This window comes from Streptococcus sp. FDAARGOS_256 (assembly GCF_002289235.2).
Lineage (GTDB): Bacteria > Bacillota > Bacilli > Lactobacillales > Streptococcaceae > Streptococcus.
The window spans coordinates 1,110,618-1,123,106 of the sequence record NZ_NTGM02000001.1 but is presented as its reverse complement, the minus strand read 5'-3'; the positions used below and the strand labels follow the sequence as shown (position 1 = coordinate 1,123,106).

General features: G+C 45.3%; 11 protein-coding genes. All 11 read left to right on the top strand.

The features are described from left to right. Window positions 1-15 precede the first annotated feature (15 nt). The 11 genes from gmk (at window position 16) to A6J84_RS05650 (ending at window position 12,218) form a co-directional block, all read left to right on the top strand. Window positions 16-642 carry a guanylate kinase gene (gene gmk / locus A6J84_RS05700; protein WP_000775041.1) on the top strand — a complete coding sequence of 209 codons (627 nt, stop codon included), beginning with the start codon at window positions 16-18 and terminating at the stop codon, window positions 640-642. A 23-nt stretch (window positions 643-665) separates the two neighbouring features. Beyond that, window positions 666-980, top strand: a complete 315-nt coding sequence (gene rpoZ / locus A6J84_RS05695) for a DNA-directed RNA polymerase subunit omega (protein ID WP_002874282.1) — start codon at window positions 666-668, stop codon at window positions 978-980. Window positions 981-1,045: 65 nt separating this feature from the next. After that, window positions 1,046-3,442 carry a primosomal protein N' gene (locus A6J84_RS05690; RefSeq protein ID WP_095726219.1) on the top strand — a complete coding sequence of 799 codons (2,397 nt, stop codon included), beginning with the start codon at window positions 1,046-1,048 and terminating at the stop codon, window positions 3,440-3,442. A gap of 12 nt (window positions 3,443-3,454) precedes the next feature. Further along, a complete protein-coding gene (fmt, locus tag A6J84_RS05685; RefSeq protein WP_095726218.1) occupies window positions 3,455-4,390 on the top strand; it encodes a methionyl-tRNA formyltransferase in 936 nt (311 codons plus the stop codon). Beyond that, window positions 4,383-5,696, top strand: a complete 1,314-nt coding sequence (rsmB, locus tag A6J84_RS05680) for a 16S rRNA (cytosine(967)-C(5))-methyltransferase RsmB (RefSeq protein WP_185758118.1) — start codon at window positions 4,383-4,385, stop codon at window positions 5,694-5,696. Before fmt ends, rsmB begins: the two co-directional genes overlap by 8 nt. 15 nt (window positions 5,697-5,711) lie before the next feature. Next, on the top strand, window positions 5,712-6,452 hold the full coding sequence (locus A6J84_RS05675; RefSeq protein WP_000401527.1) for a Stp1/IreP family PP2C-type Ser/Thr phosphatase: 741 nt from the start codon (window positions 5,712-5,714) through the stop codon (window positions 6,450-6,452). Beyond that, complete coding sequence (pknB, locus tag A6J84_RS05670) at window positions 6,449-8,350, top strand: Stk1 family PASTA domain-containing Ser/Thr kinase (RefSeq protein ID WP_095726216.1); 1,902 nt, start codon at window positions 6,449-6,451, stop codon at window positions 8,348-8,350. Before A6J84_RS05675 ends, pknB begins: the two co-directional genes overlap by 4 nt. 87 nt (window positions 8,351-8,437) lie before the next feature. After that, complete coding sequence (locus A6J84_RS05665; protein WP_095726215.1) at window positions 8,438-9,196, top strand: threonine/serine exporter family protein; 759 nt, start codon at window positions 8,438-8,440, stop codon at window positions 9,194-9,196. Between the two features lies 1 nt (window position 9,197). Further along, window positions 9,198-9,653 (top strand): threonine/serine exporter family protein, encoded by a 456-nt coding sequence (locus A6J84_RS05660; protein ID WP_000176902.1) that lies wholly within the window; start codon window positions 9,198-9,200, stop codon window positions 9,651-9,653. Between the two features lie 118 nt (window positions 9,654-9,771). Then, the gene (locus A6J84_RS05655; RefSeq protein WP_095726487.1) at window positions 9,772-10,944 is read left to right on the top strand and encodes a hydroxymethylglutaryl-CoA synthase; all 1,173 of its coding nucleotides are present in this window, start codon (window positions 9,772-9,774) and stop codon (window positions 10,942-10,944) included. Beyond that, window positions 10,944-12,218, top strand: coding sequence for a hydroxymethylglutaryl-CoA reductase, degradative (locus tag A6J84_RS05650; RefSeq protein ID WP_095726214.1), 1,275 nt, complete (start codon window positions 10,944-10,946; stop codon window positions 12,216-12,218). Before A6J84_RS05655 ends, A6J84_RS05650 begins: the two co-directional genes overlap by 1 nt. The last annotated feature ends 271 nt before the right edge of the window (window positions 12,219-12,489 follow it).

Here is a 12,489-nt window from a genome sequence, read left to right as displayed (position 1 = left end):
ACTAAAGGAGACATAATGGCAGACCGAGGCTTGCTAATCGTTTTTTCTGGTCCTTCAGGAGTTGGGAAAGGAACGGTTAGAAGAGAGATTTTTGAGAGTTCTGAGAATCAATTTCAATACTCTGTATCGATGACGACGCGTGCGCAACGTCCTGGTGAAGTGGATGGAGTGGACTATTTCTTCCGTACTCGTGAAGAGTTTGAAGAGCTGATCCGTCAAGGTCAGATGTTGGAATATGCAGAATATGTCGGTAACTACTATGGAACTCCTCTGACCTATGTCAATGAAACTCTGGACAAGGGAATCGATGTCTTTCTTGAGATTGAAGTCCAAGGAGCTCTTCAGGTTAAGAAAAAGGTTCCAGATGCTGTCTTTATCTTTCTAACGCCACCAGACTTGGATGAATTGCAAGACCGTTTGGTAGGTCGTGGAACAGATAGCGCTGAAGTGATTGCCCAACGAATCGAAAAAGCCAAGGAAGAAATTGCTCTCATGCGTGAGTATGATTATGCCATTGTCAACGATCAGGTGCCCCTCGCTGCTGAACGTGTCAAGCGTGTGATCGAAGCAGAACACTTCCGTGTGGACCGTGTCATTGGTCACTACCAGGAGATGTTGCCAAAATCTCCAACTACTCGATAAATTATAGGAACAGGTACAAGTAAATGATGTTAAAACCCTCTATCGATACCTTGCTAGACAAGGTGCCATCAAAATATTCACTCGTAATCTTGGAAGCAAAACGCGCCCACGAACTAGAAGCTGGTGCGCCAGCAACTCAAGAGTTTAAGTCTGAAAAATCAACTCTTCGTGCTTTGGAAGAAATCGAGTCAGGAAATGTAACCATTCACCCAGATCCAGAAGGAAAACGTGAAGCGGTTCGTCTCCGTATCGAAGAAGAAAAACGCCGCAAAGAAGAAGAAGAAAAGAAAATCAAAGAGCAAATCGCTAAAGAAAAAGAAGATGGTGAAAAAATTTAAGGTTGGGGGGACTCAATCTTATTTTTTCTATTGCAAGAATTTGCTGACAAGAAGGAGGTGAGAAGATGGCAATCGCAAAGATTATTGTGGATGTTCCCCTGATGCAGACGGACCAGCCCTATAGTTATAAGGTCCCAGAGGAATTTGTAGAGATGCTGGAAGTCGGTATGCGGGTCCATGTCCCCTTCGGCAAGGGCAATCGCTTGATCCAAGGAATTGTTCTTGGCCTGGAGTCCCAGTCAGATGAAGAGATGGAAGGTCAGGACTTGAAAGAGATTGCAGAGGTGCTAGATTTTTCTCCTGTCTTGACTCAGGAGCAACTCTGGTTGGCTGAGGAGTTACGCAAGTCCGTCTTTTCTTATAAAATCTCCATTCTAAAAGCTATGCTTCCAGGATTTCTGAATTCTAGCTATGACAAGATTCTCTATCCTCTGGAAGGTCTGAGTCAGGCAGACAAAGAGCGCTTGTTTGGTTCAGAAGATTCGCTAGTCTTTTCTTCTTTAGACCTTGCTAAGCAAGCTGAGATGATGCGCTTGACTAGGAAAGGTCTGCTCCGCTTAGAATACCAGGCAGTCGATCAAAAGAAGGTCAAGACCCAGTCTTGGTATGAGGTTGATGCTACTCAGCTAGAGCAGATTGAGATTTCTGCGCGTGCTAAGAAAAAAGCAGAGCTGAGAGACTATTTGCTGTCTCATCCTAAGAGTGCTCCTCTGGCTCGTTTGTTAGAGTCCTACTCACGCGAGCAAGTCAACTTCTTTGTGGAGCAAGGCGCTCTAACCCTAGTCCAAAAGGAAGTGCAACGCTCAGCCGCTTATTTTGAAGGCATTGAAGCAAGTATACCTTTGGAATTGAATCCAGAACAAAGACAGGCGCGTGATGCCGTTGTCAGTGCTATTGGCAGTCAACAGCCTCCTTTCCTCCTTCAAGGAATTACAGGAAGTGGGAAGACAGAGGTTTATTTGCAGATTATCCAAGGAGCCTTGGACAAGGGTAAAACAGCTATTTTACTGGTACCTGAGATTTCCCTGACGCCACAGATGACGGAACGTTTTATTGCCCGATTTGGTGAGAAAGTGGCCATTCTCCACTCAGGCCTGTCCAATGGTGAAAAGTACGACGAGTGGCGCAAGGTTGAGCGTGGCGATGCCCAAGTTGTTGTTGGCGCTCGATCAGCTATCTTTGCTCCTTTGAAAAATCTAGGTGTTATAATTATCGACGAAGAGCATGAAGCTAGCTACAAACAAGACAGCAATCCCCGTTATCATGCTAGAGAGGTCGCCATTCTACGGGCCCAGTACAATCAAGCAGCCCTAGTCCTTGGCTCAGCGACACCGAGCTTAGAGAGCCGTGCGCGTGCTGGAAAAGGTGTCTATCAACACTTACGTCTGACCCAACGGGCCAATCCTTTAGCCACTATTCCTGAAGTTCAAGTGATTGACTTTCGGGACTATATCGGGCAGAATGAGACATCAAACTTTACGCCTCCTTTGCTAGAGGCCATTCGAGACCGTTTGGATAAAAAAGAACAGGCAGTCCTCATGCTCAACCGTCGGGGTTATTCTAGTTTTGTTATGTGTCGGGAGTGTGGAACGGTAGATAGCTGTCCCAACTGTGATATTTCTCTGACTCTCCACATGGATACCAAGACCATGAACTGCCATTACTGTGGATTTTCAAAGGGGATTCCTCATGTCTGTCCCAACTGTCAAAGCCGCAGTATTCGTTACTACGGGACGGGGACTCAGAAAGCTTACGATGAACTGGCAGAACTCTTTCCTCAGGCTCGCATTCTGCGGATGGATGTGGATACGACCCGCAAGAAAGGCAGTCACCAAGCTCTTCTTGACCAGTTTGGCCGAGGGGAAGCAGATATCTTGTTGGGAACTCAGATGATTGCTAAGGGCTTGGATTTTCCAAATGTGACCCTAGTCGGAGTCCTCAATGCGGATACAGCCTTGAATCTGCCTGATTTCCGTTCTTCTGAGAGAACCTTCCAACTCTTAACTCAGGTGGCAGGACGGGCAGGTCGTGCGGAAAAAGCTGGGCAGGTCTTGATTCAGTCATACAATCCGGAGCACTATGCCATTCGTTTTGCCAAGGAACAGGACTATGAAGGTTTTTACGCCTATGAAATGAGTATTAGGCGTCAACTCGGCTATCCACCTTATTATTTCACCATTGGGATTACCCTCTCTCACAAGAAAGAAGAAGAGGTTGTCAAACGTGCCTATGAAGTCATGGGGATTTTGCGCTCAGGTTTATCGGAAACTAGTAAAATCCTTGGACCAACGCCTAAACCCATCGCACGTACCCACAACCTTTATCATTACCAGATTTTGATTAAATACCGTTTAGAAGATGAGCTGGGACAGACTCTCAATCGGGTTTTGGCCTTGACTCAAGAACGGGAAAATAGTGAGCTTCGTCTCAGTATTGACCATGAACCGCAACAATTTTTATAAGAAGGAGAAGAAATGACGAAACTAATCTTTATGGGGACACCCGACTTTTCAGCAACAGTTTTGAAGGGGTTGTTATCAGATGATCGTTACGAGATTCTAGCTGTTGTAACCCAGCCAGACCGCGCTGTCGGCCGTAAAAAAGTAATCCAAGAAACCCCAGTCAAGCAGGCTGCCAAAGAAGCAAATCTTCCTATCTACCAACCTGAAAAATTATCTGGAAGTCCAGAGATGGAAGCCATTATGAAGCTAGGAGCGGATGGAATTGTGACTGCTGCTTTTGGGCAGTTTCTCCCAAGTAAACTCCTTGATAGCATGGACTTTGCGGTCAACGTTCACGCTTCCCTTCTTCCCAAACACCGTGGTGGTGCACCTATTCATTATGCCTTGATTCAAGGGGATAAGGAAGCTGGTGTGACCATTATGGAGATGGTTAAGGAAATGGATGCAGGGGATATGATTTCTCATCGCAGTATTCCTATCACTGATGAGGACAATGTCGGCACCTTGTTTGAGAAATTAGCCATTGTTGGTCGTGACTTGCTTTTGGACACCCTGCCTGCCTATATTGCTGGGGAGATTAAGCCTGTGCCTCAGGACCAAAGCCAGGTCACTTTCTCGCCAAATATCAAGCCAGAGGAAGAAAAGTTGGACTGGAATAAGACTAACCGTCAACTCTTTAACCAAATCAGAGGGATGAATCCATGGCCTGTTGCCCACACTTTCCTTAAAGGCGACCGCTTTAAGATTTATGAAGCCCTGCCAGTAGAAGGTCAGGGAGCTCCAGGTGAGATCCTCTCTATTGGCAAGAAACAATTAATCGTTGCAGCGGCTGAAGGAGCTCTATCTCTCAAGCAAGTGCAGCCAGCTGGGAAGCCCAAGATGGACATTGCTTCCTTCCTCAACGGAGTTGGACGGACACTGACTGTAGGAGAACGATTTGGTGACTAAAGTAGAAACGGCTAGAAATCTAGCTCTAGCAGTGTTAGAGGATGTTTTTGTCAATCAAGCATACTCCAATATTGCTTTAAATAAACACCTCAAAGGGAGTCAACTCTCAGCAGCAGACAAGGGCTTGGTGACAGAGATTGTTTACGGAACGGTAGCCCGAAAACTCACTCTGGAATGGTACCTGTCCCACTTTATCCAAGACCGAGATAAGCTAGATAACTGGCTCTATATTCTGCTCCTCCTGAGCGCCTACCAACTTCGGTATCTGGATAAGATTCCTAGTCACGCTGTAGTCAATGAAGCGGTAGAGCTAGCCAAAGCCCGTAAAAAAGGCAGTGAGAAATTGGTCAACGCCGTCCTTCGTCGTATCTTAAGAGAAGGCTGGCCAGATATTGACAGCATCAAACGCAAAAACAAGCGTGATTCCATTGCCTATTCTCTCCCAGTTTGGCTAGTATCTAAACTTAAGGAAGAATACGGTGAAGAGCGAGCACAAGCCATCTTTAAAAGTCTCTTGGTACGCAACAAAGCCAGTATTCGGGTGACTGACTTGAGCCGAAAAGAGGAAATCAAAGCCGTGTTAGAGGCGACTGATTCCCCTTTGGCGGCCACTGGTCTGGTCAAGGAGCACGGCCACTTTGCAGGCCATGATTTGTTTGCTGAAGGGGTTATTACTATCCAAGATGAGTCCAGTCAACTGGTTGCTCCGACTCTTGATCCACAAGGTGATGAGCAGGTTCTGGATGCTTGTGCAGCTCCGGGTGGGAAAACAGCTCATATAGCTTCCTACCTCACATCCGGTAAGGTGACGGCTTTGGACCTTTACGATCATAAGTTGGACTTGATCCAAGAAAATGCGGAGCGTTTAGGTGTGGCAGAGCGAGTGCAAACACAAAAATTGGATGCCAGAAAGGTGCATGAGTTTTTCGGTCGGGATTCTTTTGATAAGATTTTGGTAGATGCTCCCTGTTCTGGGATTGGACTTTTACGTCGCAAACCAGACATCAAATACAATAAAGAAACGGCAGATTTTACCTCCTTACAGGAAATTCAGCTGGAAATATTAGGTAGTGTTTGTCAAACGCTACGAAAAGGTGGTATAATAACTTATAGTACCTGTACTATTGTCTCTGAGGAGAACTTTCAAGTTGTTGAAGCTTTTTTAGAAAGTCATCCCGAGTTCGAGCAGGTTAAACTAGAACACGAATGTAAAGATATCCTGAAAGATGGCTGCATCCTGATTACTCCTGAATTGTATGGAAGTGATGGATTCTTTATCAGCCAATTTCGCAAGATATCAGAATAGGAAGGAACTGACACAATGGAAATAGCATTATTAACAGATGTTGGTCAGAAACGGACAAATAATCAGGACTATGTCAATCACTTTGTCAACCGAGCAGGACGCACTATGATCATCTTGGCTGACGGGATGGGAGGGCACCGTGCAGGAAATATCGCTAGTGAGATGGCGGTAACAGACCTTGGTGTGGCTTGGGTGGATACCCAAATTGACTCAGTCAATGAAGTTCGTGAGTGGTTTGCCCACTACCTGGAGATTGAAAATCAAAAAATTCATCAACTAGGTCAGGACGAAGCCTACAGAGGTATGGGAACAACGCTAGAAGCTGTTGCGTTTATTGACAACCAAGCCATCTATGCTCATATTGGAGATTCTCGTATCGGTTTGATTCGTGGAGAAGAATACCACCAGTTGACGAGTGACCATTCCTTGGTTAATGAATTGCTCAAGGCTGGTCAATTGACTCCAGAAGAAGCAGAAACTCACCCTCAAAAGAATATCATCACCCAGTCTATCGGACAAAAAGATGAAATCCAGCCAGATTTTGGGATGATTACACTGGAGTCAGGAGATTATCTCTTGCTCAATAGTGATGGTTTGACCAATATGATTTCGGCAAGCGAGATTTATGATATCGTAACCAGCGATATTTCCCTAGCAGACAAGGCGGCAACCCTTATTCGTTTCGCTAACAATGCAGGAGGTTTAGACAACATTACGGTTGCCCTTGTTTACATGAACGAGGAGGCAGCAGAATGATCCAAATCGGCAAGATTTTTGCCGGGCGGTATCGGATTGTCAAGCAGATTGGTCGAGGAGGCATGGCAGATGTTTACTTGGCCAAGGATTTGATCCTAGACGGGGAAGAAGTGGCAGTGAAGGTCCTGAGGACCAACTACCAGACTGACCCAATTGCTGTGGCACGTTTCCAGCGTGAAGCGAGGGCTATGGCGGATCTGGACCATCCTCATATCGTTCGGATAACAGATATTGGTGAGGAAGATGGTCAACAGTACCTAGCTATGGAGTACGTAGCAGGCCTTGACCTCAAGCGTTATATTAAAGAACACTATCCTCTTTCAAATGAAGAAGCAGTTCGGATCATGGGGCAAATCCTCTTGGCCATGCGCTTAGCCCATACTCGAGGAATTGTTCACCGGGATTTGAAACCTCAAAATATCCTCTTGACACCTGACGGCACAGCTAAGGTCACGGACTTTGGGATTGCTGTAGCCTTTGCGGAGACTAGTCTGACCCAGACCAACTCAATGTTAGGCTCTGTTCATTATTTGTCACCTGAGCAAGCACGTGGATCTAAAGCGACCTTCCAGAGTGATATCTATGCAATGGGGATTATCTTCTATGAAATGCTGACTGGTCATATTCCTTATGATGGGGATAGCGCGGTTACGATTGCCCTCCAGCATTTCCAGAAGCCACTTCCGTCCGTCATAGCTGAAAACCCATCTGTCCCTCAGGCTTTAGAAAATGTTGTCATTAAGGCAACTGCTAAGAAGCTGTCAGATCGTTATCAGTCTGTTTCGGAAATGTATGTGGACTTGTCAACTAGCTTATCTTATAATCGTCGGAATGAGCCGAAACTGGTCTTTGACGATGCGAGTAAGGCAGACACTAAGACTTTACCTAAAGTTCCACAAAGTACACTGACATCGATTCCTAAAGCTCCGGCGCAAGAAGAACGCCCTCAGCCAAAGAAACCAACTCAACCAGTGGCAGAGCCGGCTCCAGCGCCAAAGCCAGCCAAGAAACGGAAGTTTAAGGCTCGCTATATGATTCTTTTGGCCAGTCTTCTATTGGTTGCAGCCTCTTTGGTCTGGATTTTGTCTAGAACACCTGCAACGATTCCTATTCCTGATGTGGCTGGACAAACTGTTGCAGAGGCCAAAGAAGCACTCAAAAAATCTAAGTTTGAAGCTGGTGAGGAGAAATCTGAAGCTAGTGATACAGTAGCGGAAGGACGCGTTATTCGAACCGATCCTGAAGCTGGCAGCGGCCGAAAAGAAGGAACCAAGGTCAATTTGATCGTTTCTTCTGGGAAGCAATCCTTCCAATTGAGCAATTACGTCGGACGCAAGTATACGGATGTTGTAGCTGAACTCAAGGAGAAGAAGGTTCCTGAAAATCTAATCAAGATGGAAGAGGAAGAATCCAATGAAAGCGAACCTGGAACCGTCCTCAGACAGACCCCTGCATCGGGTTCGACCTATGATCTCTCAAAAGCCACTACGATTACCTTAACAGTGGCTAAGAAGGTGACTAGTGTCAGCATGCCGAACTACATTGGTTCAAGTCTCGAGTTTACAAAGAATAACTTGACTCAGATTGTCGGTGTGAAGGAAGCAAATATTGAGGTTGTAGAAGTATCGACTGCTCCTGAAGGAACGGCAGAAGGAACTGTTGTAAGCCAAACGCCAAGAGCAGGAGAACAGGTTGATCTTGCAAGTACGCGTATCAAACTTTCTATCTACAAACCAAAAACACCACCATCAACTTCATCCTCTAACCCTGCCCAACGTGGGAACCAGGGTTCTCCTACAAGTCCAAACCAGGGGAACCAACAAGGAAATCAACAAGGGAATACTCCTTCTAGCAGTTCATCCAATAGTGAAGGAACTCACGAAAGTTCTCGAGATTAAACGAATCTTTGTCATGATTTCATGACAAAGATTTTTTTTCACAAGATTTTGTGATAAAATATAGGAAGTAGGAAAAAGGAGGAGAAAATGGACGAATCGAGAGAGTTAAATGCTGTCATTGATGTGATTATGCTAGCTGGAACCATTCTCTTGAAAAGTGGTTCGGAGATTCATCGGGTTGAGGACACCATGATTCGCATTGCCCATTCACAGGGAATAGTGGATTGCAATGTTCTTGCCATGCCCGCAGCTATTTTCTTTTCGATTGAAAACACCAATATTTCTCGGATGAAACGGGTGACATCATCCTCCTATAACATCGAAAAAGTCTGTGATGTCAACCAAGTATCACGAGAACTTGTTGGAGGGCAGATTGATCTCTCGACAGCCTTTAAAAAGCTCAAAGAAATCGGCAATCAAGCCCTTCCTTATAGCAAGCTCCAAGTGACTGTAGCAGCGACCCTCAGTGCCCCTTTCTTCTCGATTATGTTTGGGGGCAATGTCTATGACGCTTTTGGTGCGGCTATTGCGACTTTATTTGGATTTGCCTTCTCTCTCTATGTAGAGAAGTTTGTTCGCATTCCTTTTGTAACGGCCTTTGCGGGTGCCTTTGTTTTTGGATTGATCGCCCAGTTCTGGGCCCGCTATACAGGATTTCATTCGACGGCAGACTTGATCATAGCGGGAGCGGTCATGCCCTTTGTTCCAGGGATTGCTCTGACAAATGCGGTACGGGATATCATGACCAACCATATCAACTCTGGTATGAGCAAGATGTTTGAATCTCTGCTCATTACCCTTGCTTTAGGGGCAGGCACCTCTGTCGCCCTGGTTTTGATGACATAAGATGACTCTAACAAGTATTTTGCTCCAAGCAGTGGCGAGTTTACTCGCCATTATCACCTTTCTAATCGTACTGAATGTTCAACGCTCCATGCTCCTACCTGGTGGTATTTTGGGAATGGGTGTTTGGCTCCTCTATCTCGTGCTCAAAGAACCAACCAATGTTATTATTGCGACCTTTATCGCAGCAGTAATTGGCTCTTGCATCAGCCAGATTTTAAGTATTGTCTACAAGACACCAGCGGTGGTCTTTGTCTTGGCTATTCTTGCCCCCTTGGTGCCAGGTTATTTATCCTATCGAACGACAGCTTTCTTTGTGACAGGCGATTACAGTCATGCTATTGCAAGCGCGACTTTGGTAGTTATGTTAGCCCTCGTTATTTCTATTGGAATGGCAAGTGGAACGGTAATTCTAAAGCTTTACTACTACATCCGAAAACAACGAGGAATCTCTTCCTAATGCAGTGAAAGCAAAGACTTGATTTGTTGAATCAAGTCTTTTTTCTCTCTTTTATTTCTATTTGTGATAAAATAGAATGAAACGATTTTTTACAATGAATGAAAAAACAGAGGTAAATATGACAATCGGTATTGATAAGATTGGTTTTGCGACCAGTCACTATGTCTTGAAATTACAAGACTTAGCAGAAGCGAGGGGAGTTGACCCCGAAAAATTTAGCAAGGGACTCTTGTTAAATGAAATTAGTATTGCGCCACTGACTGAGGACATTGTTACCTTGGCAGCTAGTGCAAGCAACTCTATTTTAACAGACAAAGAAAAAGAAGAAATTGATATGGTCATCGTGGCGACCGAGTCAGGGATTGACCAGAGTAAGGCAGCGGCAGTCTTTGTTCATGGCCTATTAGGTATTCAGCCTTTTGCCCGTAGCTTTGAAATCAAAGAAGCCTGCTATGGAGCGACAGCTGCCCTTCATTATGCTAAATTGCATGTAGAAAATTCTCCAGAGTCTAAGGTGTTGGTCATCGCCAGTGATATTGCCAAGTATGGTGTAGGAACTCCAGGTGAACCAACTCAGGGTGCTGGAAGTGTAGCGATGCTAATCACTCAAAATCCACGCATCATGGCCTTTAACAATGATAACGTTGCTCAAACGCGCGACATCATGGATTTCTGGCGTCCGAACTACTCAAGCACTCCTTATGTAAACGGCATGTACTCGACCCAACAGTATCTTGATTGCCTGACAACGACTTGGGATGAATATAAGAAACGCTATGATTGGACGATGGATGACTTTGCGGCTATCTGTTTCCACTTGCCTTATCCTAAGTTGGCCCTAAAAGGCTTGCGCAAGATGATGGACAAAACTTTGTCTAAAGAAAAAAAGGATAGTTTGCAAGAGAACTTTGACAAGTCCATTCTCTACAGTCAGATGATTGGGAATATCTATACAGGTTCCCTCTTCCTCGGCCTCCTTTCTCTTTTGGAAAATGCAGAGACTTTGAAGGCTGGAGATAAAATTGCCCTCTACAGTTACGGAAGTGGAGCGGTTTCAGAGTTCTTTAGTGGTGAATTGGTCGAAGGCTATGAGGTTTACCTTGATAAGGACCGTTTGAGCAAACTTAAACAACGTACAGCATTGTCTGTTGCAGACTATGAAAAAGTCTTCTTCGAAGAGGTGCAGTTGGATGAGTCTGGCTCAGCTCAATTTGCAGGTTATGAACATCAAGACTATGCCTTGGTGGAAATTGTCGACCACCAACGCCGTTATAGCAAGGTTGAAAAGTAATGAAGATAAGTTGGAATGGATTTTCTAAAAAATCATACCATGAGCGCCTTGAGTTGTTGCGAGCTCAGGCGCTCCTTAGTCCTGAAAAGCAAACGAGTCTCGAGCAGGATGAACAAGTCAGCTTGGCAGTTGTAGACCAGCTGAGTGAGAATGTGGTGGGAACTTTTTCTCTACCTTATTCGATCATTCCAGAGCTTTTGGTGAACGGTCAGGACTACACAGTTCCCTATGTGACAGAAGAACCGTCTGTGGTTGCTGCGGCCAGTTATGCCAGCAAAATCATCAAGCGTGCAGGCGGTTTTACTGCTCAGGTTCATCAGCGCCAGATGATCGGTCAGGTAGCCCTTTATCAAGTTGCTGAACCTGAACAAGCGCAAGAGAAGATTTCCAGCAAGAAAGCCGAACTCTTGGAACTTGCTAATCAAGCCTATCCTTCTATCGTCAAACGTGGAGGCGGGGCGCGTGATTTACATGTAGAGCAGATCAAAGGTGAAACAGACTTTCTCGTTGTTTATCTCCATGTTGATACTCAGGAAGCCATGGGAGCCAATATGCTCAACACCATGCTGGAAGCCTTGAAGCCAGTCTTAGAAGAACTCAGTCAAGGACAGAGTCTTATGGGAATTTTGTCCAACTACGCGACCGATTCTCTGGTGACTGCAAGCTGTCGTATCGCCTTTCGCTACTTGAGTCCCCAAAGGGACCAAGGACGAGAAATTGCGGAGAAAATAGCCTTGGCTAGCCAGTTTGCGCAGGCTGATCCCTACCGAGCAGCGACTCACAATAAAGGGATTTTTAATGGTATTGATGCCATTTTGATTGCCACGGGTAATGACTGGCGTGCCATCGAAGCTGGGACTCATGCCTTTGCCAGTCGAGATGGACGCTATCAAGGTCTTAGTCAATGGAAGCTGGACATGGAAACAGAAGAATTGGTCGGAGAGATGACCCTGCCCATGCCGGTAGCGACAAAGGGTGGCTCTATCGGACTCAATCCTCGTGTAGCTCTCAGTCATGAACTACTGGGAAATCCTTCAGCTAAGGAATTGGCTCAGATTATCGTGTCCATCGGTCTTGCCCAAAACTTTGCGGCCCTCAAAGCCTTGGTCAGTACGGGCATCCAGCAAGGCCACATGAAATTACAGGCCAAATCTCTAGCTCTCCTAGCAGGTGCTAGTGAGTCCGAGGTTGCTCCCCTCGTTGAGCGCCTTATTGCAGACAAAACCTTTAACCTAGAGACAGCTCAGCAATATTTAAAAGTCTGGCGGTCTTAGCCAGTTGAAACCGTGGTATTAGTCTCAAAAAATGAAACATAAGGAAAACAAGTTCATTGTCAATTGAAAAGTCTCACATATAACGAAGAACAGGAGAGGATTACATTATTCTCTCTTTTTTTGATATTTGAATCACAGAGAATGTACCCATTTTCAACAATACAATCCTTTACAGTTAATTTAAGGGAAATATCATCCATTTCTTACTTTAGGGTATGGAAGTGAAGCAATTCTATGGTGAATGGTTTTATAGTAATAAAGATCATTCTAG

What these genes read in the sequence shown, in the direction of transcription:
- gmk (WP_000775041.1), top strand. Translation starts at nt 16, where the DNA reads ATGGCAGACCGAGGCTTGCTAATCGTTTTTTCTGGTCCTTCAGGAGTT.
- rpoZ (WP_002874282.1), top strand. Translation starts at nt 666, where the DNA reads ATGATGTTAAAACCCTCTATCGATACCTTGCTAGACAAGGTGCCATCA.
- A6J84_RS05690 (WP_095726219.1), top strand. Translation starts at nt 1,046, where the DNA reads ATGGCAATCGCAAAGATTATTGTGGATGTTCCCCTGATGCAGACGGAC.
- fmt (WP_095726218.1), top strand. Translation starts at nt 3,455, where the DNA reads ATGACGAAACTAATCTTTATGGGGACACCCGACTTTTCAGCAACAGTT.
- A6J84_RS05675 (WP_000401527.1), top strand. Translation starts at nt 5,712, where the DNA reads ATGGAAATAGCATTATTAACAGATGTTGGTCAGAAACGGACAAATAAT.
- pknB (WP_095726216.1), top strand. Translation starts at nt 6,449, where the DNA reads ATGATCCAAATCGGCAAGATTTTTGCCGGGCGGTATCGGATTGTCAAG.
- A6J84_RS05665 (WP_095726215.1), top strand. Translation starts at nt 8,438, where the DNA reads ATGGACGAATCGAGAGAGTTAAATGCTGTCATTGATGTGATTATGCTA.
- A6J84_RS05660 (WP_000176902.1), top strand. Translation starts at nt 9,198, where the DNA reads ATGACTCTAACAAGTATTTTGCTCCAAGCAGTGGCGAGTTTACTCGCC.
- A6J84_RS05655 (WP_095726487.1), top strand. Translation starts at nt 9,772, where the DNA reads ATGACAATCGGTATTGATAAGATTGGTTTTGCGACCAGTCACTATGTC.
- A6J84_RS05650 (WP_095726214.1), top strand. Translation starts at nt 10,944, where the DNA reads ATGAAGATAAGTTGGAATGGATTTTCTAAAAAATCATACCATGAGCGC.